23 protein-coding genes are annotated in these 23,101 nt (G+C 61.8%); 8 read left to right on the plus strand and 15 right to left on the minus strand.

Going from position 1 to position 23,101, the window contains the following annotated elements:
• Nucleotides 1–42: 42 nt before the first annotated feature.
• The 3 genes from MTX21_RS10255 to MTX21_RS10265 all read left to right on the plus strand — a co-directional run bounded on the left by MTX21_RS10255 (nt 43) and on the right by MTX21_RS10265 (nt 911).
• The gene (locus tag MTX21_RS10255; protein ID WP_280964678.1) at nt 43–249 is read left to right on the plus strand and encodes a hypothetical protein; all 207 of its coding nucleotides are present in this window, start codon (nt 43–45) and stop codon (nt 247–249) included.
• Nucleotides 250–332: 83 nt separating this feature from the next.
• Nucleotides 333–518, plus strand: coding sequence for a hypothetical protein (locus MTX21_RS10260; RefSeq protein WP_280964679.1), 186 nt, complete (start codon nt 333–335; stop codon nt 516–518).
• A 189-nt stretch (nt 519–707) separates the two neighbouring features.
• On the plus strand, nt 708–911 hold the full coding sequence (locus tag MTX21_RS10265) for a hypothetical protein (protein WP_280964680.1): 204 nt from the start codon (nt 708–710) through the stop codon (nt 909–911).
• A gap of 35 nt (nt 912–946) precedes the next feature.
• On the opposite strand, the gene MTX21_RS10270 is transcribed toward MTX21_RS10265, so the two are convergent.
• The 10 genes from MTX21_RS10270 to MTX21_RS10315 all read right to left on the minus strand — a co-directional run bounded on the left by MTX21_RS10270 (nt 947) and on the right by MTX21_RS10315 (nt 10,088).
• Nucleotides 947–1,948 (minus strand): formate dehydrogenase subunit gamma, encoded by a 1,002-nt coding sequence (locus MTX21_RS10270; RefSeq protein ID WP_280964681.1) that lies wholly within the window; start codon nt 1,946–1,948, stop codon nt 947–949.
• A gap of 39 nt (nt 1,949–1,987) precedes the next feature.
• Nucleotides 1,988–2,584 (minus strand): formate dehydrogenase FDH3 subunit beta, encoded by a 597-nt coding sequence (gene fdh3B / locus MTX21_RS10275; protein ID WP_280964682.1) that lies wholly within the window; start codon nt 2,582–2,584, stop codon nt 1,988–1,990.
• Between the two features lie 12 nt (nt 2,585–2,596).
• A complete protein-coding gene (locus MTX21_RS10280) occupies nt 2,597–5,545 on the minus strand; it encodes a formate dehydrogenase subunit alpha (protein WP_280964683.1) in 2,949 nt (982 codons plus the stop codon).
• Between the two features lie 12 nt (nt 5,546–5,557).
• A complete protein-coding gene (locus tag MTX21_RS10285; RefSeq protein WP_280964684.1) occupies nt 5,558–5,767 on the minus strand; it encodes a twin-arginine translocation signal domain-containing protein in 210 nt (69 codons plus the stop codon).
• Between the two features lie 30 nt (nt 5,768–5,797).
• Nucleotides 5,798–6,577 carry a molecular chaperone TorD family protein gene (locus MTX21_RS10290; protein ID WP_280964685.1) on the minus strand — a complete coding sequence of 260 codons (780 nt, stop codon included), beginning with the start codon at nt 6,575–6,577 and terminating at the stop codon, nt 5,798–5,800.
• A gap of 131 nt (nt 6,578–6,708) precedes the next feature.
• A complete protein-coding gene (locus MTX21_RS10295) occupies nt 6,709–7,320 on the minus strand; it encodes a DUF3306 domain-containing protein (RefSeq protein WP_280964686.1) in 612 nt (203 codons plus the stop codon).
• Nucleotides 7,317–7,832 (minus strand): DUF3305 domain-containing protein, encoded by a 516-nt coding sequence (locus MTX21_RS10300; RefSeq protein WP_280964687.1) that lies wholly within the window; start codon nt 7,830–7,832, stop codon nt 7,317–7,319. The genes MTX21_RS10295 and MTX21_RS10300 overlap by 4 nt, the downstream gene beginning before the upstream one ends.
• Complete coding sequence (locus tag MTX21_RS10305; RefSeq protein ID WP_280964688.1) at nt 7,829–8,836, minus strand: DUF6352 family protein; 1,008 nt, start codon at nt 8,834–8,836, stop codon at nt 7,829–7,831. The genes MTX21_RS10300 and MTX21_RS10305 overlap by 4 nt, the downstream gene beginning before the upstream one ends.
• Nucleotides 8,833–9,372 (minus strand): DUF6505 family protein, encoded by a 540-nt coding sequence (locus tag MTX21_RS10310; protein WP_280971021.1) that lies wholly within the window; start codon nt 9,370–9,372, stop codon nt 8,833–8,835. Before MTX21_RS10310 ends, MTX21_RS10305 begins: the two co-directional genes overlap by 4 nt.
• Nucleotides 9,373–9,380: 8 nt before the next feature.
• Nucleotides 9,381–10,088: a biotin/lipoate--protein ligase family protein gene (locus MTX21_RS10315; RefSeq protein WP_280964689.1), complete on the minus strand. Its 708-nt coding sequence runs from the start codon at nt 10,086–10,088 to the stop codon at nt 9,381–9,383.
• Between the two features lie 194 nt (nt 10,089–10,282).
• On the opposite strand from MTX21_RS10315, the gene MTX21_RS10320 reads away from it, so the two are divergent.
• Nucleotides 10,283–12,253, plus strand: coding sequence for a 4Fe-4S binding protein (locus tag MTX21_RS10320; protein WP_280964690.1), 1,971 nt, complete (start codon nt 10,283–10,285; stop codon nt 12,251–12,253).
• A 37-nt stretch (nt 12,254–12,290) separates the two neighbouring features.
• Here MTX21_RS10320 and MTX21_RS10325 read toward each other — a convergent pair whose 3' ends face one another.
• On the minus strand, nt 12,291–13,580 hold the full coding sequence (locus MTX21_RS10325) for a c-type cytochrome (RefSeq protein ID WP_280964691.1): 1,290 nt from the start codon (nt 13,578–13,580) through the stop codon (nt 12,291–12,293).
• A gap of 394 nt (nt 13,581–13,974) precedes the next feature.
• Here MTX21_RS10325 and MTX21_RS10330 point away from each other — a divergent pair, with 394 nt between their 5' ends.
• Both MTX21_RS10330 and MTX21_RS10335 read left to right on the plus strand, forming a co-directional pair.
• Nucleotides 13,975–14,211: a hypothetical protein gene (locus MTX21_RS10330; RefSeq protein WP_280971373.1), complete on the plus strand. Its 237-nt coding sequence runs from the start codon at nt 13,975–13,977 to the stop codon at nt 14,209–14,211.
• 83 nt (nt 14,212–14,294) lie between these two features.
• Entirely contained in the window at nt 14,295–14,417 is a 123-nt protein-coding gene (locus tag MTX21_RS10335) for a hypothetical protein (RefSeq protein ID WP_280964693.1), read from the plus strand.
• Between the two features lie 186 nt (nt 14,418–14,603).
• On the opposite strand, the gene MTX21_RS10340 is transcribed toward MTX21_RS10335, so the two are convergent.
• Entirely contained in the window at nt 14,604–15,164 is a 561-nt protein-coding gene (locus tag MTX21_RS10340) for a hypothetical protein (protein ID WP_280964694.1), read from the minus strand.
• Between the two features lie 575 nt (nt 15,165–15,739).
• On the opposite strand from MTX21_RS10340, the gene MTX21_RS10345 reads away from it, so the two are divergent.
• Both MTX21_RS10345 and MTX21_RS10350 read left to right on the plus strand, forming a co-directional pair.
• On the plus strand, nt 15,740–17,599 hold the full coding sequence (locus MTX21_RS10345; RefSeq protein WP_280964695.1) for a caspase family protein: 1,860 nt from the start codon (nt 15,740–15,742) through the stop codon (nt 17,597–17,599).
• Between the two features lie 138 nt (nt 17,600–17,737).
• A complete protein-coding gene (locus MTX21_RS10350; RefSeq protein WP_280964696.1) occupies nt 17,738–18,730 on the plus strand; it encodes a hypothetical protein in 993 nt (330 codons plus the stop codon).
• A 33-nt stretch (nt 18,731–18,763) separates the two neighbouring features.
• Here MTX21_RS10350 and MTX21_RS10355 read toward each other — a convergent pair whose 3' ends face one another.
• Genes MTX21_RS10355 through MTX21_RS10365 form a run of 3 tightly spaced genes read right to left on the minus strand, consistent with a single transcriptional unit; the run spans nt 18,764 to nt 23,003 of the window.
• Complete coding sequence (locus tag MTX21_RS10355) at nt 18,764–19,408, minus strand: DUF4384 domain-containing protein (RefSeq protein WP_280964697.1); 645 nt, start codon at nt 19,406–19,408, stop codon at nt 18,764–18,766.
• A 19-nt stretch (nt 19,409–19,427) separates the two neighbouring features.
• Nucleotides 19,428–21,206, minus strand: coding sequence for a caspase family protein (locus MTX21_RS10360; protein WP_280971374.1), 1,779 nt, complete (start codon nt 21,204–21,206; stop codon nt 19,428–19,430).
• A gap of 57 nt (nt 21,207–21,263) precedes the next feature.
• Nucleotides 21,264–23,003 carry a hypothetical protein gene (locus tag MTX21_RS10365; RefSeq protein WP_280964699.1) on the minus strand — a complete coding sequence of 580 codons (1,740 nt, stop codon included), beginning with the start codon at nt 23,001–23,003 and terminating at the stop codon, nt 21,264–21,266.
• Nucleotides 23,004–23,101 lie beyond the last annotated feature (98 nt).

Below are 23,101 nucleotides of genomic sequence, written 5' to 3' on the forward strand. Positions count from 1 at the left end.
AGCGACGCCGCCTGACGTTTTTACCCCAGAGTGGAGTCCGTCATGAGCGTCGAGCGGAATAACCACCGTACCGCGATCGCATTTTCCGCCATTGCAGTGATAGTCGCGCTCGTCGCAGCGTTCGCCACGACGTTTGAGCGGGTTGGAACCAGAAAGGTCGACAACGAGACCCCGCCCGGTACGATGGGCCTCGCGAAACCTCACGCGCCACTGGACCGTGCGCCGGGCCAGCCGATATCAGGTCACTAAGCGCGACCGATCTCACCCGGGACACCCCATTATCCGGAACAAAACGCAGAGTCCCAAACCAGTTTCCCACCGAGGCCAATGACATGACTTACCCAATTCCCAACGAGTCTTTCAGATCGGTCGGCTTGAACTCCTCCGCGACCAGGGGCAACACGTCACCGCCCCGGGACCCTGATGACGACGAAGAAGACGAGAACGACGACGAGGAGGACGACGACCGCAACGACCCCAACGAACCGGCGGTTGTGCGCGAACCGGACGAGGACTGAGGACTGATCGGGCCGGGTTGCGGAAATCGTCGTTTCAAAGCTCCTGAATCGAGCGCACTCTGTCCAACGGAGGGAAGTCGAAAAAAGCTCGGAAGAAAAAAGCTCGGAAGATGTGAGGCGGCTCACATGACCGGGACACACTAAGGCTTACTCCGTTCTGGCGGATGCAACTCCAGACGGAGATGTCCCATGAAACGCCTTATGCTTTCGCTTGTCGCGGGCCTGCTTGTGATCAGTGCGGCCACCAGCATGCTCAGATCGCATGGACTTTCTCGCTTTGCCCAGAGCGGCATGCCAGACATTCAAGAGCTGCAGAGAGGTCGAGCGAGCACCCTGCCCGAGCAGAAGATCGAGGACCGGTCAGTCGTGTTTGCGAAAGAGCGGACACAGTAGAGCTTACTGGACCAGCCTCTTTCGGGCACTCCCTTTCATTCCGCGGCAGCGGTTGCGCGTTGCGGCCGTTGGTCGTTCGGTCCCGTTCGCGCCATCTGCTCGTCGAGCCAGAGGCTGTGATGTTCGCGGGCCCAATTGAGGTCGACGCCGCCTGAGCCCATGGCTTCGAACGCGCCCTCCATTCCGATTGTGCCGATATAGATGTGCGCGATCATTGCGGCCACGAACAACATGGCCACGACGGAGTGAACGATCTGGGCCATCTGCATGCCTTCGATGCCGCTGATATAGAACGGGAACATTAGTTCGTATCCCGTCGCAGCAACGAGACCGCCTCCGATCACGACGATCCAGTAAATCATCTTCTGGCCGGCGTTGAAGCGATACGCCGGCGGATGATCATGACCGACAATACCCCCTCCCCGCCTGAGCCATGCAACATCCACCTTGTTCGGGATATTTCCGGCGATCCACATCAGGAAGATCAGGACGACGCCGATGGTGAACGGGAAGCTCAGATAGTTGTGGGCGTACTTCGCCCATTGGGACCACTCAGAGAAGGCCTCAAAGCCGATCAACGGCAACAGCAGCGGCCGCCCGAAGGTAATGTTCAGTCCTGATATGGCCAGAATGATGAAGCAGGTGGCCGTCATCCAATGCACGAAGCGCTCAAACAGCGTGAAGCGCACGATGGAGCGTCCCGATCGACCGCTTTCGAGACGCACCATGCCACGGGTGAGATAGAAGATCACGAGCACAGCCAGCATGCCGATAATCGCGACGCCGCCGATCCAACGCAGCGTGACGTTGCGAAACTCGCGCCATTCGCGCCCCTGCGGCTGCTCGAGCACGCCCGACCTCTGATCAGGAATGCTGACGCGGCCCTGGATCCGATTCAGCTCCTGCAGCAGTTGCTGCTCCTTGACGGAGCTTGCGGTCGGGTTGACCTGTTGGGCACCCGCTGGGGTCGCCGTCATCACCAGGAGCAGCGCGCATGCACCGAATGCCAGGTGAATGAATCTTCCAAATGACGCCATCTGCGCCTCCCGATGTCGCGCCCTTGACTGCGGTCCGGGTCAGGACTCGATCGTTTCGCGATACGCGGTCTTCCAGCCCCACGCCCCGGAGCCGTAGCCGCGCTTCATCACGCGTTCCCTGTAGATCTGAGCAATAATCTCGCCGTCGCCTGCGAGTAACGACTTGGTCGAGCACATTTCGGCACACAGCGGCAGCTTGCCCTCGGCCAGCCGGTTCGCGCCGTACTTCTCGTATTCCTCCTTGCTGCCGTCGGCCTCGGGACCGCCGGCACAGTAGGTGCATTTGTCCATCTTGCCGCGTGAGCCGAAGTTTCCGACTTTTGGATATTGCGGCGCGCCGAACGGACAGGCGTAGAAGCAATAACCACAGCCGATGCAGAGGTCCTTGGAGTGCAGCACGACGCCATCGGCGGTGGTATAAAAGCAGTTCACGGGGCACACGGCCGCACAGGGGGCGTCGGTGCAGTGCATGCAGGCCATCGAGATCGAACGCTCGCCTGGCTTGCCGTCATTGATGGTGACGACGCGGCGCCGGTTAATGCCCCAGGGCACCTCGTGCTCGTTCTTGCAAGCGGTGACGCAGGCATTGCATTCGATACAACGGTCGGCGTCGCAGAGGAACTTCATACGTGCCATCGTCGCTGCTCCTTATGCCGCCGCGATCTGACAAAGAGTGACCTTGGGCTCCTGCATGCCCGTCGCGGGATCATATCCGTAGGTCGTGATTGTGTTCGCACTTTCGCCAAGAACGATCGGATCGGTCCCCTTCGGGTAGGCGCCGCGAAGATCCTTGCCCGCGAGCCAGCCGCCGAAGTGGAAGGGCATCCATGCGACACCCTTGCCGACACGCTCGGTGACGAGCGCCTTCATCCGCGCCTTCGAATTGTTCTCGGCGCCCGTGACCCAGACCCAGCCGCCGTCCTTGATACCGCGATCAGCGGCGTCGGCAGGATTGATCTCGATGAACATGTCCTGCTGCAGTTCGGCAAGCCACGGATTGGTACGCGTCTCCTCGCCGCCGCCCTCATACTCGACCAAGCGCCCCGAGGAGAGGATGAGCGGAAACTGCTTTGCAATTCCCTTTTCCACCGCAGCCTTCTGCACGGAGAAGCCGATATTTGGCATGCGGAACTGCTTGGCATCGGGCAGCGTCGGATATTTCTCGACGAGGTCGACGCGTGGCGTGTAGATCGGCTCGCGATGGACCGGGATCGGATCCGGCAAGCCGAAGGCGTTCATGCGCGCCTTGCCGTTACCATATGGCACGCACCCGTGCTTGAGCGCGACCCTCTGGATTCCCCCTGAAAGATCGAGCGACCACGACACCGCGTCCGGATTGGCGGGATTGACCTTCGTGATCGTAGCCATCTCCGCTTCAGTGAGATCTGTGTCCCATCCGAGCTTCTTCAGACTCGCCAGCGTGAATTCGGGATAACCATCCTGGATCTCGGAATCTTTGGAATAGGACTTGTCTGCCAGCAGGCTGACCTTGCGCGTGGTTCCGTCCGGCAGCTTTTCCTCGCGCTCGATGCCGAAGCGCGGCCGGAACGTGCCACCGCCGTCCATCACGTGCAGATTGGTGTTGTAGAGCAGCGGCGTACCGGGATGCTTGACCTCTGGTGATCCCCAGCACGGCCACGGCAGACCGTAATAGTCGCCGCCGACCTCGGGATCGTCCTTGGGCGCCCGCATCGTCAGCATGTCGAACTTCGCCTGGTTCTTCATGTGCGCCTTGAGCCGCTCCGGCGATTGCCCGCAATAGCCGGTCGACCAGCTCCCGCGGTTCATCTCGCGCAGGACGTCCTCGGCCTCGGGAAGATTGTTCTCGACCTTAATGTTCTTGAACATCTTGTCGGCAAAGCCGAGCTTCTTCGCCATCAAATAGATAACCTCGAGATCGTCTTTCGACTCGAAAACCGGCTTGACGATCTGCTCGCCCCACTGGAGCGATCGGTTCGATGCGACGCGCGAGCCCTTACACTCGAATTGCGTCGCAACCGGCAGAATATAGACGCCGTCCTTGCGTCCCGCTTCGACCGAAAGCGAGGCCCAAGTGGTCGGATGCGGGTCGGCAATGACGAGCAGTTCGAGCGCCTTCAGGCCTTTGAGAGATTCCGGAATGCGGGTGATACTGTTTGAAGCGTGCCCCTGCACGAACACCGCCCGCACATTGTCCTTCTGCGCGACCTGATCTTTCGGCAGCGTCACCGCCTCGAACCAGCGGGTGAGCGGAATGCCGGGCGTTTCCATGATCTGTTTGGAATCGAAGCGCGACTTCAAGTAATCGTAGTCGACCTCCCAGACCCGCGACCAGTGCTTCCATGCACCCTCGGCGAGGCCGTAGTAGAATGGCAGTGTCACGATATCGAGGCCAACGTCGGTCGCGCCCTGCACGTTGTCGTGGCCGCGGAAGATGTTGGCACCCGCGCCGGCCTTGCCGACGTTTCCGGTCATCAGCAATGCAATGCAGCTTGCGCGTACATTGGCGGTGCCGACCGTCTTCTGGGTCTGGCCCATGGCCCAGATCAGGGTTGCCGGCTTCTCTGTCGCGAACATCTTGGCAACGCGCTTGAGCTGTTCGCCGGGAATGCCGCTGACGCGCTCGACCTCTTCCGGAGTCCACTTCTCCACCTCCTTGCGGAGATCGTCGAAGCCGTAGACCCGCTGCTGAATGAATTCCTTGTCCTCCCAACCGTTTTTGAGGATGTGCCACATCATGCCATACAGCACCGGGATATCCGTGCCCGGCCGCATGCGCACATACTCGGTCGCATGCGCCGCGGTCCGCGTCATGCGCGGGTCGATGACGATAAAATTGGCCCGCTGCAGCTCCTTGCCCTCCAGCAGATGCTGCAGCGATACCGGATGCGCCTCCGCGGGATTGCCGCCCAGCACGACTTGGGTCTTGGCATTGCGAATGTCATTGTAGCTGTTGGTCATCGCGCCGTAGCCCCAGGTGTTGGCCACGCCGGTGACGGTGGTGGAATGACAGATGCGCGCCTGATGATCGGTATTGTTCGTTCCCCAGAACGCGCCGAGCTTGCGAAATAGATAGGCGCCTTCGTTGGTCATCTTGGCCGATCCGAGCCAATAAACGGAATCGGGACCCGACTTCTCGCGAACTTCGACGATCTTGTCGCCAATCTCATTGATCGCGGTCTCCCAGGAGACGCGCGTCCATTGTCCGTTCACGAGCTTCATCGGATAGCGCAAGCGTCGCTCGCTGTGCACCAATTCGCGCACGGAAGCTCCCTTTGCGCAGTGCGATCCGCGATTGATCGGGGACTCCCAGCTCGGCTCCTGGCCGATCCAGACCCCGTTCAACACTTCCGCGGTCACGGTGCATCCGACCGAACAATGCGTGCAGATGCTTTTCCTGACGGTGGCACCTGCGGTCAGCGGACCCGCCACGGCGGCTTCCGCCTTACGCACGCCGGAAATCGGCATGACGCCGAGCGCCGCGAGCGCCCCACCCGCAAGACCGGACCGGCGCAGGAAGGTGCGGCGATCAAGACCGCTGGTGTGGCTTGCCAGAGAGTCCGCGGCAGAGCCGCGGCGGTCGGATCCGGAATGATGATGTGTTCGCTTGATCAGCACGGGCAGCCTCCCTCAGGCGGGATAGCGGTTGACGCGATAAAAGGCCTTCACGTGATCGGATTCCTTGTAGCGCGCCTTGCGCTTCTCATCATTGTTCTCGCTATCGGCTCGAGCGGAGCCGACGAGTGGCGTCGCCAGCGTGGCGCTCGCACCCACCGTGCCGATGCCGACCTTGCGAAGGAAATCCCGCCGTCCGACGGTCGTTTTCTTTTCGTGGTTCATTACACATCTCCCGGACCTAAACGCGGCTGGTCACTCGGCGAACGTGAATGCTTGCCTTTCGATCTCGATAAACAGACGACCAAGCGTTCCGACCGCCCGATAGAATTTTGCGCTTGCCGCCTGCTCCATGTCGGCGAACAGACGCCCCATCCACGGCGCCACGTGCTTTTCGAACAGATCGCGCTGCGTGCCGAACGACGTTTCCAGGCGGCCATCAGCCATTCCCGCCATGATCTCGCAGAGCACAGCGGCATGATCCTCCGGCTCGGGATTGTTCTCGGCGCGCGCTATGCCGAGCACATCGAGATCGGCCCGGAGCCGTGACAGCGGCTTTTCGTTGAGGAAACCAGTCAGATAATAGGAGGCGTAGGGCAGCAACTCACCGCGGCCAAGACCCACGAACAGCTCGAAGTATTCGCGTTCGACTTGGCCTGCGATCGCGCGTGAAGCGGCTTCCGCCAAGGCGGCGTGAGCCTGACCGAGAAGCGTCGCGTCTCCGCTCAAAGCTGCAAGGCGATCGAGCAGTCTCTTGGACGGCGCAGCCGCCAACAAGGCAGCGAGAAGGGTGTATTCCTGCGCTCGCGCGACATCGATCGGATCGATGCTATCCTGCGATACCTTCAGTTCGCCGTAGAGATCAGGCCGCAGCTCGGCGCGGGGAACTCCGGTTGCCGCTTCGACCGCAATTACTCGCTGAGCGGGTATCATGCGCCAGTTTGAAACCGAGGGCTGGCTGATACCAATTTCGCGCGCAAGCTGGGCCACGCCGCCTGCGGCGTTAATGGCGCGATCAAGCCCAGCATCACGCACATGGACCTCCGTCGACGAGACCCGAATGGACGATTTATTGCTTTCGTAACAAAGCGCTACGAAAGCCTAGACCTGGTTCCGCAGACGGTCAATCGCGCGGCATAGTTTGGGGCTATAGCCTTTGGTCGAAACTAGCGCGGCAGCGCGCCGCCATGTGTGCGGCGCCGCACGGGCTCGCCTTCCGTGTTCGGTTGCAATGCGACGGGCGTTGCAATGTCCGTGACGACTGCTTGATCCGGTCGCCCTGTAAGTACAGCGGAGTGCACAAGCGCCGGATCCGGACTGGTCTCCGGGAAGTCTTGCGGCCGTGTGGGCGTGTTAGGCAGGACTTGCGCAGCCTCGCGCACACCGCCGACGATGCGATCGACCAAGGCGGCCAGCTCGGCCTGCGAGCAGTCGAGCGGCCCGAACCCCGGCATGGCATTCGGATCATTGAAGTCCCAGGCGTTCTCGGCAAGTCCAACGAAATCGCGGATCGCCGGATCGGCCAACCAGGCGCGGCGAAGAGCCGCACGCGTCAATTCCGGTGGAATACCACTGCGCAGGAACGCGGTAACGTCGGTCATGGCGGTGATTGAATCGATCGACGGCAGGCTCGAAAGATCGAGCTCGGACTCGCCTTCAGCGGTCGGGCTTGGCGCCGATGCCTCGCGGGCAGGCCTGGTCTTCTCTGGAGGCGACGCCTTCGCTTTTGACTCGCCCTTGCGGCGTGACCAGCGCGCAAGGAATTGTTCCTCAGTCATTCATGCCCGCCTTCATGCTGCCGACGTGCCAAGGCCTCGGGATCGGCGCGCCGTCGCTCGCGCTTGACGAATTCCCTCTCGACGTGGTGTTCGGCGATGAAGCTTTCAATCGTCTCGCGCAACGTCTGGGGCATCGGCACGGCTTCAACCAGATTGTCAGCCGCTTCGGTAAATCCCTCACCCTCCGCGGGATCAGCGGTCGCGGCGGCGACGGCATAAGGCCAAGGCCCCTCGGATGGACTCAAGATTACCCAGATGCTCGGCAGGCCAGAGGCGAGATTGTCACGGTAACGCGCGGTTTCCGATACGTACAGATCAACCGTTGCGTTGCCGGCGTAGAACAGCGTCGTGCCGTCCTGCTCGCGCAGAATGGTCCATGGCTTTGTGTCCGTCTTGTCAGGCAATACGGCTATAGAGCGCCAGATGAAATCCGCCCAGGCCGACTCCGCCCGGCCACGTTCGACGAGGACGCCGACGGGGATGCGCAGAAGAGGCAGGGCCGCGGTGCTCATGAGATGGCTTCCAGGCGCTTGATCGGGAGCCCCGTCAACAGATTCTGCGGTTTCATGCGGAGCTTTTGATCGGCGGTCATTGCCAGGATCAGATAGACCGGCTCCCCCTGCAAGATCTCCATGGCCAGGGCCGGATCCGCAAAGGTCAGGCGAAATAGCGAGAGCACCCGCCCTGCGCTGCGCTCGTCAAGCTTATCGCCATGCCAGAGCCGATCGCCCATTTTGGTGGCCTCACTGTCCAGCCCAATATACCAGGCCAGCCTTACCTCGCGTAACTCTGCCAATGGTTTGATGGCAACGTCGATCCCGAGCAGGTGGGAGATCCATCGGGTCATCACTTCCGTCAGCGCCCGCGAGCCTCGCCCGTCGGCAGTGAGATCGAGCGCCATGTCGAACAGGTCGCTCCGCTTCCAATAGCTCGCGGCGTTCTCCTCGCTCAGCACATCGAGCTGAGCGTCCGTCCGCGCGCCCAGCATTGAGATCAGCGACAACATCGGTGTTGGGCTGCTGCCGCCGACAGTTTCTTCATCGCCAAGCAGGAGAGCCTGTTCATGCGGCAGGATCCGTTGCGGCCGGTAGAACAGCTCTGCGGCTCGCAGCACGAATGGGTCCTGGCTGCCGTCAAGGGCGTTACGCAGGATCACGTGGACGAGCTGATTGATGAACAGCGGCGGCAAATCGTTCGATCGCGAACGCACGGTTGCGAGGTACGCAGCTTCGAGCGTCGGGTGGCGCAGGATGAGATCACGAAATTCCAGAACGAAACGCCAGTTCTCCCGCGCGTCCTCATCGGCGATTGCAGCGACTTGCTGCGCGCCGACCGGCCGGCGCGGATCGGCAAGCATCTCGCGGTGCAGGCTTCGTTCGATCGGGCACGCATCTTTCGGCGGCATCAGCTCGGGACGGGCAAAATAGGCCTTCAAGAATTCGTCGGTGACGCGAAGTCCGCCGCTCTCGTCACGATCGAGCAGATGATGGCCGCATGCGATCCAGAAATCATTCATCGGTGGCGCGGCTCCTGGCCCATGTTCGCGAAATTGAGGCCGCTATCGGCTTCGACATCGTCCTCGACTTCCATGAACGAGAATGCCTTGCCATGCCCCTGCCCTTCGCGGAGTTGCAGCCTGCGGAAGGCCTCGCGGACTTCGCCTCCGCTTACCGAGCGGTGGACGGCAATCAGCGAGCCGATCGGATGCGTGCAGAGCGACTGCGCGAAGGCGACTTCCTCTTCCGCAGCGGCCCTCGCAATTGCCAAATCTGGTGCGCCGAAAAGATCGACGAGTTGCCTGGCAAGAAGCTCGATCAGCGCCTCAACATCGTGCCCCGTCGCCGGAACAATCTGCGCCAGCGTCGACCAGCCCCAGGATTGCACGCCGAGAAAGCCGGCGCGGAAGGCGGCGCGGCCCTTTCCGCTCAGCTTCGCCGGATCATGATCGCAGAAGCGGAAGCCGCCGGAGACGGCCCATTCGCCCGGTACCGCCGGCACGTCGAACACGAAAGTGTCGGAGGCATCGAGCGCGATGGTGCGCAGAAGTTTCACGGCCTTTGTCACAGCCTTGGCCCTCCAAGCGCTGGATCAAGCCAGGATGGCACGGCTAGCGCCTCAACAAGGACCGCTCGTTCGGTCGTGTCACTGCCGGTGCGGCGGGTGAGCAGATCGCCGCGATCGTCGATGCACCGCTGCATTCGCCGCTCGCGTGGGACGCGGCTGAGAAATTCGCGCCCGATGCCGTCAAATCCATCGACCTGCCATGTGTGAAACGCCCGCATCAGGTGACGCGCAAAACTCTCAGTCACCTGCACCGCTCCTGCTTCACCAAATCCCTCCTGATCGAGGGCGGAAGCAAGGGGATAAACACCGGGATCGCCGTCGCTCATCGCCACGGTTCGGATCATGGCTCCGAAGACCAGCCACCCGGGCGGCTCATCTTCGTCCGCACACGCGGGCCAACCCATCCGCCCCCCGCCGACCAGCCCGCCGTCGATCCTGACTGCGTCTGGCCAGCCGATCGCAATCTCCTTGGTCGGCGGCGCATAGGCGCGCAGAGCGTCAGTTAGGGCAACCATGCAGGCGTAGAGAGCGCGGCGCGCGGTCGTCAGCGGCTCGGCCGGCTCCAGCACCACGGCGAACTCGGCAAGCTCGAAGCGCCCGACATAGACCAGAGTGCCGGCACCGCTTTCGGGTGCAATGCGGCATGCATGAGCAAACGCGTCCCCGCTCTCCCGTAACCGGACCAGCGTAAAGGGTGGCGGCAATTGGATCGGTTCCGCCGTGGAAACGTGGCTGGTTGGGGTCGACCGCAGGCCGTCCTCCACTCTCCTTTTGCCTGATTGACAATATTTATACGAGGCGAAGGATTGGTGCGAGTCCGTCGTCCGCCGCCGTCTAGGGAGGCATGAACCTGGAGCAGCCAGCAAAGACCGTCCTGATTTGCTCGTGTGAAGACACGATGGGGCTTGATGTTGCCGCGATCAAGCGCGGATGCGGCAACAGCGACATCAGTTGCTTTCGTCACCTGTGCGGGGTCGAGCTCGACCACTTTCGCGAAGTTGCAAAGGCAAACGGCCCTCTGACCGTTGCCTGCACGTATCAGCAATCATTGTTTGCGGAGGAAGCGGGTGAGCGCTCCGCGCCAGTCGCTTTTGTGAACATTCGCGAGACGGCCGGCTGGTCGTCCGAAGGCGCGCAAGCCGGCCCCAAAATGGCGGCGTTGCTCGCTGCGAGCGCGGTGCAGGCGCCCGATTATCCATTGGTTACGCTTGCTAGCGATGGGGTCGTCCTGATCTACGGCCGAGACGAGGCGGCGATTGAAGCCGGGCGGCTGCTTTCAGATCACCTCGATGTGACAGTGATGCTGACCGAGCCGGGCGAAATCACTCCGCCTGGGGCAACTCCCTTCCCGGTCGTCAAGGGAACAATCCGTACCGCCAGCGGACATTTGGGCGCTTTCGAGCTCACGATCGACGACTACGCCCGCCCGCGTCCCTCCTCGCGCGACCATTACGTTTTCGAAAATCCGCGCAGCGGCGCCACCTCGCACTGCGACATCGTCCTCGACCTGTCGGGAGCGAGACCGCTATTTCCGGCGCATGATCTGCGCGATGGTTATCTGCGGGCCGATCCCAAGGACCCGAGCGCCATGCTGCGCGTCGTCCTGAGCGCCCGAGATCTCGTCGGACGCTTCGACAAGCCCAAATATATCGAATTCACGCCCGACCTTTGCGCTCATGCGCGCTCGAACTTGATCGGCTGCCATCGCTGTCTCGATCTATGTCCAACGAGCGCGATCACACCGGCCGGCAATCATGTTGCCATCAACGCCGAAATTTGCGCCGGTTGCGGCCACTGTGCCGCGGCTTGTCCCACGGGAGCGGCATCGTACACGTTGCCGCCCGCGGACGCGCAACTCCAGACCATCCGCGCCATGCTGCTCGCCTACCACCAGGCGGGCGGATCGAATCCCATCCTGTTGCTGCACGAGGGACAGCATGGCGCGCCCCTCATCGACGCCCTCGCCCGTCACGGAGACGGGCTGCCTGCCCGGGTCATCCCTCTGGCCGTCAACGAGGTGACACAGGTTGGGCTTGAGGCCATCATCGGGGCCTTTGCCTACGGCGCATCCGCGCTGCGGATTCTACTCCGCGCCAAGCCGCGGCATGACGTGACCGGCCTCATGCAAACCATTGGCATGGCGGAGGCCATCCTTGCGGGCCTCGGATTTGATGAGCGTCGAGTTACGACGATCGATACGGACGATCCCGATGCGTTGCTGGGTCAACTGAAAGACATCGGACAATTAGCTGCGGTGAAGACGCCTGCGACGTTCAAGACTGTCGGCAAGCGGCGTGACCTGCTTCGCTTCGCGTTGGGCGAACTGCATCGCCTTGCACCGAAGCCAGTTGACGTCATCGCGCTGCCGCACGGCGCGCCGATCGGCGCGGTGAGCGTCGATACCGGCGGATGCACGCTGTGCCTTTCCTGCGTCTCGGCCTGCCCGACCGGTGCGCTGCGCGACGATCCCGACCGTCCGGTACTCAAATTCGTCGAAGATGCCTGCGTGCAATGTGGGTTATGCCAGAGCACCTGTCCCGAGAAGGTCATCACGCTTAAGCCGCAGATCGACTTCCGCGCCGGCCGCGCGCCCGCGATCGTGATCAAGGAGGAAGAGCCTGCGTTTTGCATCCGCTGTGGCACGGCGTTCGGCGTGAAGAGCACGATCGATCGGATCGCGGCAAAGCTGGAGGGCCGGCATTGGATGTATCCGGCCGGCGACAAGCGCCTCGACGCCATCAGAATGTGCGCGGATTGCCGCGTGACGGTAATGAGCGAACAGCAGTTCGATCCCTTCGAGGGCGTGCCGGAACGCGCCCCGCCCCGAACCGCCGAGGATTACGTGCCCCGATCGGAGAGCAAGACCTAAGACGCGGACTCTTGCCTAATAACCCCTGCGTCCTCGCCTATTGCGAGGTGGCGCGGGAGAGGAAATCCGTCAGCGCGCGGCGGTCTTCGGCCGAGCCAATTCGCTGCTCCGGCATCTTCGTTCCGGGCGTGTAGGCAGTCGGCCCCACTTCAAACAGCTTTGCGACGGTCTCCGGGGTCCAGACGATTTCCATCTTCTTGAGCGCCTCGGAAAACCGGTAGCCGGGGAGCGAGGCGATTCTTCGGCCGAACAATCCGGCAAGCGTTGGACCTGCACGTTGCGCCTCCTTCGCCGACAGGGTGTGGCAGGCAACGCAGGCGCGAAAGACCTCGGCGCCGCGGTCGCCTGCATAGGTAGCCAGCGGATCGGCTGGCGTCCCAAACAAGTTCGAACCGACCGGCTCGCCGCTCTGCACATTCCAGCGGCGGATCTTTCCGTCCGCACCTCCGGTGACGAGCGTCGCTGCATCATGCAGGAAAACGACCGACCAAACAGGAGACTCAGGTCCAACGAGCGTCCGCAGCACACTCCGGGACTTGCGCTCGACAATGGCGACCGTGCCGCCGATGCCTGCGGCGGCGATCAGTGCCCCGTCATCGGAGAGCGCCAGGGCGATGATCGGTGCCGAGCCTGCCGCTGCCTCGCCGGATGGCTTTCCATCCGCCGTCAGCATGCGCAGCTTGCCGTCGGCACTTGCCACGACGATCTCGCCATCGGGCGCGACAGCGACCGCGTTTGGTGGCGCCGGCAATGCCACAGTCTCCGACTGGCCGTCCGGCAAACGCCAGATGCGCAACGCAAGATCGTAGCCGACACTCACAAGCGACTTGCCATCGGGAGCGAAGGCAACGCCATTGACATTCAGTGCGTGGCCCTCGAATGCGCGGGATGAACCATCGGCCAAGGACCAGAGCCGCACGCTGTGGTCCCACGAGGCCGATGCGAGCTCCGATCCATCCGGCGAGACGCTGAGTGCGGCGACGGGGCCAGTATGCCCCTCAAGGATCTGGTCGGGCTGCTGCCGGCCCGCCGTCCACACCGCAATCCGGGCGTCGGCGCCCGCCGTGATCATCCGACCGTCCTTCAGGAAAGCGACCGCATTGACGGCATCAACATGATACCGCAGCACCTCGTTGGCCGCTTCAGTCTTCAGCGACCAGCGGACGGCCGCCGTGTCGAAGCTCCCCGACAATAGGCTTTCCCCATCAGGCGAAACTGCGAGTGCCCGAACGGCGCCGCCGTGGCCTGCCATCTCGGCATGTGCGGCGAACGCAGCTAGGGCGGCAACGACGGCCACCGCGACCCTTGCGCGCGAAGCCAATCCCATCAGTCTTTGCCGGCCACGGTTATCGCCATGTCCTCAACAATGCCCGAAGTGCTGACCTGAATAAATGTCCGCGGCGCCGCAGCTACTTCTCTGGCCGCTATTGTCTTTGGGGTGAGCCCTTGGCGCCGTCTGCATTCCAGTGGACCCTGCGGACTTCAGCCGGAGCCTGCCCGAACGGACTGAACGAACGCGTGCCCAACATAAGGCGGCTGTTGGTGCTTTCACGCGAGATCCTCATTCGGTGGCCCCATCTCAAACGAGGAGGGATCGCTATCCGTTCCTCGATGTACAATGTATCAGCCAGCCGGTCGTGGCATTTCTTCCTTGAATGGCGGCGGCGCCAGTCCTAGCCTTGGCTCGTCACGTCTTTGCTCGTCACGTCAAGGAAGACGGCATGCAGGGGCGATCCGGACGATTGCTGCGGATGATCTCACGACTGCGCGCCGTTCGCGTGCTCATGGTCGCACCGGATCCTGCGACACAACAAGCCTCGCCTCTCCTCATCATGGCCGTCATCGTGCTCGGGCTGCTAGTCGCCGTCTTGGAGGTGGACTTGCACAGTGCCGAACTTCAATCGTTGGGATTGATCAGCGATGCGTTCTCGGTCGAGCCGATCTTTAAGAGCCCATGACAACGAGGTTAGAGCGCCCGCCTGAGTTGCTCACCTCAAGCCTCCTTCGTAAGATGCAGCTTCTTAACGATGGAGATTTGCCGATGAAGGCCTTTCTGCTCGGCTGCGGAGCGGCCGTTGTGATCGCAATTGCGGCAATGGCTATCTTGGATCAGGTGCAGGAGCCTGTTGCCCAGGCGTTTGCTACGACCGGCGTGCGGCTCTAGGTTTGCCTGGCTGGAGGCGCCCGGAGCGTTCGCCTGAAATCCATGTTCATGCGGCGATGCGGGACCATATCATCCGCAATCCGCCGCCCGGTTTGCCAGCTTCGACACGTGGGCGTCGATGCAGGCGACGCGGCATCCGGCTGGCTGACTCCGGAGGCCTGACAGCCAAGCGGTATGACGCGATCGTCAGCCGCCAAATCGCTTGACCAGTTTTGAGCTCTTCGCTGTCTCAATTTGCTGCTTGGTCAAGTCGCTGCCGACGCTCAATCCTTTCGTCATGAGGTTGCCGCCCAATGCCGCCGCCTGCCTCTCGTTGGTGTAGTCTATCTCGACGTGATCAACACTCATGAGATGACCAAGCTCATGGGCCCAGGCGCGTCCATTGGCGAAGTCATTGCCATACCACTGGACAAAGCTGGCCGGCTCGGGATCGCTATGAAGGTATGAGCTCCCACCCGCGGAGAGATTTTCGATCGGATTGACCAGATAAATATGGACTGCATTATCCGGAGCATGGCGGAGGCTGAGAACATCCAGCATCCGCTGGTCATTGTTGCGGGCGCTCTTTGCCATATCGAGCGGCTTGTCTATCAGGCAATCATTGATCACGAACGCAATCTTGGCCTTCGACCAGATCGTATTGACGACATCGAGTGCTTTTTTGGCCGTGTCGCAACTCCATTTTCCAGACTCGGGAACGCCTCTCTCGGCAAATGGCGTGATGTAAATTTTCAACGGAATGGACATAAGGTTCTCCAAAGTTAGATTCGACTTCATCTCCCATGCATTGCGAGCAAATGATGTTGGACAACGACTTGTAGATCAAGCTGCGGTGAACTGCTTGCTTCGGCATGCCGCACTGACTCAGCATTCGACATGCGAGCTTGCGCGGACATGAATCTCGATCGCAGATTGGCTCGGCCCGATCACCGGCATGGGAACCCTCACGCACTGTCCTCTAAGGCGGCGGTTCCAGCCCATCACATGGCCCCGTCGACACATCGTTCGCTCGCTATGGGCGCGCCGTCCCCCAGCGGATCGATCAAGAGCGCAAACTATAGCTATATCAACATCTTGCGCCGCAACGATTGATCACCGAACGGGGGTACCGCCTAGTCGAGCCAGTTGACCTGCCACAATCTTCGGCGCGGCCTTGAACGCGTTCATTGCGCCAAACGACAACAAGGAGAGTGGACTGGGCTCGAGATTGTTACTGTACGGAGATTGGTAGTCGCCAGTAGCCTACGAATATTCAATTGAGAATTCTGCGCGGCCATTTTCGCGACACTACCATTCTTTGGGCAGATGCTGGATGTTTCGCCATGAGCTTCTATAGGCGTCTCCGATTTTGTCTTCTCCTTGCCGCTTCGCTATTCCTGGCCTCTCAGCCCGCCTGGGCGACAAAGCGCGTGGCTTTGGTGGTCGGCAATTCCAGCTATCAAAACGCCCCGCTGCTTCCGAACCCGGCCAACGACGCTGCAGCCATCGCCACAACGTTGAGAGGTGCAGGTTTTGATGTGGTTGACTCGAGGCTCAACCTTGCGGCGACCGACATGCGGCGGGCATTGAGAGAATTCGCCGATCAAGCGCGCGAGGCCGACATCGCCCTGGTGTACTATGCAGGTCACGGTATCGAGATCGATGGGACAAACTATCTGATCCCGACAGACGCCAAGCTTGAACGTGACACTGACATCTATGACGAGGCGTTCTCGCTTGACCGTGTCTTGCTGGCGATCGAGCCTGCGCGACAGTTGCGCGTTGTGATTGTCGACGCATGCCGCAACAATCCTTTTGCCGACACGATGAAACGAACGGTTGCCTCGAGGTCGATCAGCCGTGGGCTGGCCAGGGTCGAGCCCACCGTGTCCAACACGCTAATCGCGTTTGCGGCAAAGGCCGGATTAACGGCGCTTGACGGCAACAGTAAGAATAGTCCGTACGCCACGGCTCTCGTGAAGTATATCGCAAAGCCGGGACTCGACCTGCGCAGGGCTTTCGGCTTCGTCCGCGACGACGTCTTGCAAGCCACGGGCAACCGACAGGAGCCGTATGTCTACGGCTCGCTGGGCGGCGAGGACGTTGCGCTGGTTCCTGCTCCCATGGCAGAGGAACCGACGCAAGCGGCCAACCCCCAGTCGGAAATACGTCGCGATTACGAACTGGCCCTGCAGCTCCGCAATAAGGCCGCGCTGAGTGCGTTCCTGACCCAGCATCCGGACGGGTATTACGCAAGTCTGGCCAAGCTTCAGCTCAACCAACTCGATGCCGAGGACGCGCGCATCGCAGCGACAGAGAAGGCGCGGCAGGCCGAGCAGCAGCAAGCGCGGCTCAAGTCCGAAGGCGCCCAGCGTGCCGACCAGGAAAAGGCGGCTGCGAATCTGAAGGTGGCGGAAGAGGCCCGTATTGCTGCCGAGAGGACAAAGCAAGCGGCGCAGGAGCAGGCAGCCGAGGCCGAGCGAAAGCGGACCGCATCGGAAGCCGCGATAGTCGCCGCGCTCTCCGGGACTAAGCCGGCCGTTGAAAATAACGTCGCGGCTAGTTCCGAAGCTGCCGCGCCTGTTCAGGATGACCAGGGCGCCAAGCTTGCTGCGCTGAGCACGGGACCGCAACAGACTGATATCGCCAAGGCCGATATCGCGAAGTCCATCCAAAGCGAATTGAGCCGCGTTGGCTGTTTCAGCGGTGCCATCGACGGTCAATGGAATGCGGCTTCACAGCGCTCGCTGGCCCTCTTCAATCGGCACGCGGGAACCAAATTTGACGCCAAGCTTGCAAGTCTGGACGCGCTTGACGCGATCAAGCTCAAAGCGTCGCGGGTCTGTCCCCTGATCTGCGATCATGGTTACAGGGCTGACGGCGACCAGTGCAGCAGGATCACCTGTGCAGAGGGCTCGTTCCTCAACGACGACAATGAATGCGAGACGCGGCGCGGGAAGAAGCCCGTTGCAAAGCGCAATACCAACGAGCGTCCGTTTCGTGCAGACCGTTCGCCTCGCGAGAGGCCGAACCCGACTGCGGAGGTTCCGCGGCGACAGGCGACTGCGAAGTCCAGCGGCGGGAGCGGCCAGATCGTTTGTGATCAATATCTGTGCCGTCAGGTCAGGAGCGGCTGTCACCTTGAGTACCGTGGCGGTGGCGGTCCCGGCGGCAACACTGGCAATGTCGAGGTCTGTCACTAGCACGGCACAAAGCTGCCGCAGGCTCATCGGCAGCCATTGGGCCGCGCGGAATTGGTATCATGAGTGCAGCGAACGACCGAGCATAACGTCAGTTCGGCCGTATCCTGTACCTGACGTGGCGGAAGCGGAGCGACCTGCGTGGTGGCCTGTGAGCTGGAGCAGAAGGACCTCAACGCCTTTCCGGGTGTGACGCTCTTCACGAAGCGGCAAGCGCCCGGCATGAAGCCCACAGCGGTCTATCTTCCGCCGAAACACGTAACGGCCGCCACCAAGTTCGATGTCGTGATCTGGCTGCACGGCTTCTACGTCAGGGACCACGAATTCCTGTTCCACAATGATCCTGCACGGCTGCGCGAACAGGTCCGGGATTCCGGCAAGGACGTAGTGCTTATTGCGCCGTTCCTGGGCTACGAATATGCCGTCGGCCACAGCTTTGCCGGAAATTATAACGTGAAGGATTTGGCAGCCCCGAAATGGGGCGAACGCTACCTCGAGGAGATCCTTGGGGCTCTTGCAAAATTCCTGGGTGCTTCCTCGAATTCCATTCCTCAGCTCCAGGTCGGCAAGCTCGTCATCGCATGCCACTCCGGCGGCGGTAATGCCATGCGCAATCTTGTCGGGAGCCTCGGAAAGTATCAGTCGAACCTGACGGCATGTTGGGGATTTGACTGCCTCTACGGTGCCGGAGCACAACCCGACGATGCGACATTCTGGTATAAATGGCTGTCTGGGCAGAACGGCTGCGCGCTCGAGATCGTGTATGGTCCGTCAACTCTCCCGCAATCTGTGAAGCTGGATCTGATCGGACGTGGGCTGGCCACGATCGATGGCGATCGAGCTCAGCCACAGCGCCCTGCCCTCAAGAATCTCAGCGTAAGCCTGGGTCACTACGACTCGTTTCCGGCGTTCGGTCAGATGGTCAGGGTCAACGATCTGGATCCGGCCTTCGTGGATCGCTTCATGATTCCGCAGGTCGCCGACCAGCCCCGGCTGAACCATAAGCCGGCGCCACAGCACGGGGAATTCCTCCAGCACGCGATTTCCAACGTTCGCGACGCTTTCCCCTTTCCGAAGGACATTCACTACATGATCGCCCGGGGCGGCTTCTTCAGCCGGCTGAGCAAACTGTAGCCTTGCCACGCTCCGGCCTGGCAGATCCTTGGCTCACTTGATGGAATAAGATTTGATGTCGAACGACCAATTGTTCGACATCAGTTTTCCGCTGCTTTTGTCCGGCACGCGCAGCTCACTGGTCCAGGCAGAAAGATAGCTCAACGCCTCGGCCTGGCCTTGCAGCTTGCGGGGCAAGTCGGGCAAGTCGAGCAGTTGCACACGCCGCTCGCTCAGGATCGCAATCATCACCGCGGACCCGGTCGGCGGTGCGACGACATATTCAAATCCCCGCTGCCGTGCTGCCGGGGTCGGAACGACGAATTCGACGCCGGGCTTGACGAGATTGATGTCGCCGCCGCCCGACTGCGCCAACAGCTCGGGAGTCGGAAAGATCTGGGACATGCGCCCTTCGGCATCGACATCGACCAGAATGAGATATCCCGGCTTCCTGGCGGTCACGCCGAAAGACACCTTGCCGCCGACGCTGACGGTCTGACTCGGCAGGATCTCAAGAGACACACTTGCGGCATTGGTCTGCCCGCGCGCGGCCTGTACGGACCAGAGCCATGGTGCGTGCGCTGTACCGACATGCAGCGATGCCGGTGGCAGCGGTGCTGCAGACGCAGCCCCACTACCCAACAGCAGCAGGAATGCGAACCATGGTCGCTCCGTGCGGATCGGCTGCGATGACGGCATGGCCTGCTTCCCCCAAAAGTCAGGGAGCGCTAAAGAAGCCGATCGAGGCGATCCGCGCGTCCGCAGGCAAGTAACGCTCGAGGCTCTTGATCACCTGCCCCGAGGCACGGCGTCGATTGAGCTGCATCAGAACCGTCTCAAGATCAACCATGCGTTGCTGCGAGGTCACTGCAACGACCTGCTCCGCACCGAACGGCTCGCCCACCCTGAGCGGTAGCCGCAAGCTCGCCGACCGGGCCAGCGCCGCATCAGAACCCACCGGATACAGCACCTGGATAGTGCCATCGCCGGCGACATTGAATAGCAGCACCGCCCGTGATGCCACATCAGACAAGTCCACTTCGACGGTCTGGCCAGCGCGCTGTTGACGATCGTCTGGCCAAATACGCATGATCTGCGGCGACCGGGTCGCCATGCGCTTGAGCTCACGAATTGCTGCCGTCCGGTCAACCACAGTCGGCAAGCTGGCAACATCCACCCCATAGGCGACCACATCGCCCCACGCGATCACGTCGTGGGACACAGGGTCCCAGATCAGGTCGGGATTGTCCGTCGGTTGAACAGCCTGCACCGTGACATCCTTTGGCGCCACGCCCGCAAAATAGTTCGTTTTGCCGTCGAGCGCGGCCAGTCGGATCGGCGCCGCTGGGCGGAGAGACGTCGGCGCGACGCTGGTCGGAGCGGCATTGGTCGCAGCGGCAAGGGTCGGAACGGTTGACGCCTTGGCCGTGACAGCCGACGGCGCGGGCACCTGCCCCTCGACGGGCGCCGCTGCTCCGGTCTGACCAGACGCCGCTCTCGCGGCCGGCCCTTGGATCAGCACCACGCCGCGCGTCAGTTCGAACGCGATGTCGGTTTCAGGAATCTGAGCCGGCGATGATATCGTCACGACGTTCTGGCGCTGATCCGAGAGCTGATAGACCACCTGGCGAACATTGCTGAAGAGCTCCTTGAGCGTCACCTTCCCGTCGTGATTGATGTCCGCACTGCCTTCCACCGCCCGAGCGATCGCATAGCTGAGAGCCCCGCGCAGGCCATCGATTCCGGGAATCCGCACTTCGGGCGCCTTGGTGTAACGATCAACCGCAGCCAGGAACGCGGTGTGGTCGAAATCGAGCTCAGACTTCGGATCGTTGCTGTCCGATACCGGTTTCAGTTCATCGACCAGCAGCGTGTAGCGCGGCACCTGCCGGAAGCTCATCTCCTCGGCACGCGGATCGATGTCGCGCACCATTCCGCCGCCGTGGCAAGTGTCAGCCACGAAGATCACCTTCGCGCCGCGCAGTTCGAACTGCCGGATGAAATGGTTGAACTCGCTGCCCAGAATACGCTCGACCGACCCGGTCGGCGTGGTTTCGAAGCCCGGCAGGAGGAACACGTTCTCCATCCCATCCGGCTCGGAGCCCTTGACGCGCTCCGGCTCCTGGGTGCCATGACCGGCGATCGACAGAAAGATGAGGTCGTTGTTCTTTGTCCGCTCCACCAGGGCGCTGATCTCGCGCAGGACGCTTGCCCTGTCGGCTTGGGCGTTGGTCAGCTCGACGACGTCGCCGACACCCATGGACTTCAAGCTGGTCACGATGTCGGTGGCGTCGGCGACCGCGCCCTTCAACTTGCGCACGTGCTGGTAGTCGTCGACGCCTAGCACGAGCGCACGTACGGCCGCCCCGTCCGGATTGCTGATCGACAGTCCTCCTGCCGCATGTGCGTACGGGACCGTCAGGCCAATCGACGCAGCGAGCCCGATAGTGGCGCACAGCCACCCGATCTTGCAATCAAGTCCTCTGGGCACCCGCATCGTGATCCACCTCGACTTCATGCCTACCCATTCTGTAGCGCCAAGGACACACGGGGTTCAGCGCCTCTTGCTTGCCGTCCTGCGGCCCGCCGGCGCTTCGGTCTCTTGATAGGCGCTCGCCGAAACTGTCGTCTGATCATCCGCGAAGGCGCGAAAGCGGACCGGAACGTAGCCACGCGCGAGCAGGCTCGCCAACGGATAGACGTTGCGGCAGACGCGGCCGTTGCAGCCACCGGTCGAGGATTCCATCACCTCCGCTTTGCGGTCAGGCGTGAACCGCAGGAACAACATCACATGCGAGCCCGGCTTGTTGAGCGCATCGCCGGGCTTCAGATCCCAGGGATTTGCCACGGGCGCTGCAATCGCGGGGATGGCAGCAGTCGTGTAGTGGACGGAAAGTCCCCACGCGGCGCTGACGAATGCCGAACAGTCGACACCCGCCACATCCGGCCGCGGTGCGTTGCGGGTGCAGACATTGCCAGCCAGCGTCCCACTCTCGATCCGCTGCCGGAAGTTCGCAAGGGAACCGTGACAGCCCCAGCAATAGGGTACGCCTCGCACCTCCTGGTTCACCTTGCCCTGGAGATACCACGGCCGGCGAATACGATTGAAGCCGCTGCATTGGCTGTCCGGATCGCTGCCGTAGTTCGCCTGCGTCAGCTTCCACTGGATACCCTCGAACGCAAATGCAGCCTCGATCGCCTGCTGGCGATTGGACGGCCGCACGGCCGCTGTCGCGTTGAATTTAACGTCAGGCTGCGGCGGTGGCGCGACCGCTGTTCGCGACGGCCGCACGTCGATAACCGAAACGTTGCCTAGAGACCGGAAGCCGACGCCGACCACTTCAATGCCGTCCGGCTTGGTCCGCAGGAAATAGACGTCGCCATCGCCGGAGACCGTAACGAACCGCCTGGTCAACGGGGTGTTTTCCAGCGGCAGCTCGTAGATTCCCTCAAGACGTCCGTTCGCGGCATAGCGCGCGACAAATGTGGACGCGTTCTTCCCCGATGGCGGAATGTCCTCGGCCAACACGTAGAAGCGGTCGCTGTTGTCAATCTCGAGAAACTCGACCGTCCCAAGCTGGTTGCGCACGCGTAAGCCGAGCTGGCCAATGGTCTCGTTGGTGACCATGGTCTGGATCTCGATCCGGACGGCGGCATTGCCCTTGTCTGGAATGATGTCGGCGATCACCGAGCCCTTGCTTCGGGAAGCAACATATTGCCGGTCGGGCTGCCGGGTCGTCCTGACGATGGCCGCCCGGGTGTTCTGATCAAGCAAGTCGATCGCGCTGCCGGGCGCCTGCGATCCCATCTGGGCGAAGGCCGAGACAGCGACCTGATCGTCCGCACCACGGCTCGAAACTTCCTCAAGCTGGATCACGTCGCCGCCGAGTCCGCGCGTCGACTGCCCTGGCGCCGCCTTCAGGGTACGCACGCCGCCGTCCCAAACCATGATGTCGTCGTTGTGGACGACGAGGTCGGTCGGCTGAACGTCCTTCGGCATCCTGAGCACGTCAGGATCAGAATTCGGCTGTTTGGGATTGAACTGCAGGATGCGGCCATTGACCTGATCGAGCAGAAACAGGTTGCCCTGCCCGTCGGCGCTGAGCGCTTGCGGACCTGCGAGCTCGACGTCCTCGCTGGCGGGGACGATGCCGACCATAGAAGCAGCCGAACCGCCGGCAAAGCTACGTACGACAGTATCGTCAGCCTGCGCTCTGGTTGCGAAAATGCCAGCGCCAAAGAAAATGCCAGCGCCAAAGGCGAATAACCGGATCCAATGAGTTGGACGAAGCATGTTCGCCTCAATGTACCCCGAACCGATCGCCGCGTCGGACCGACTAATCCGAGATGCCGTTAAATGCGGCGCGTCAATTAGTGGTGATCAATCTCAAT

The organism is Bradyrhizobium sp. ISRA430, from assembly GCF_029909975.1.
Lineage (GTDB): Bacteria > Pseudomonadota > Alphaproteobacteria > Rhizobiales > Xanthobacteraceae > Bradyrhizobium.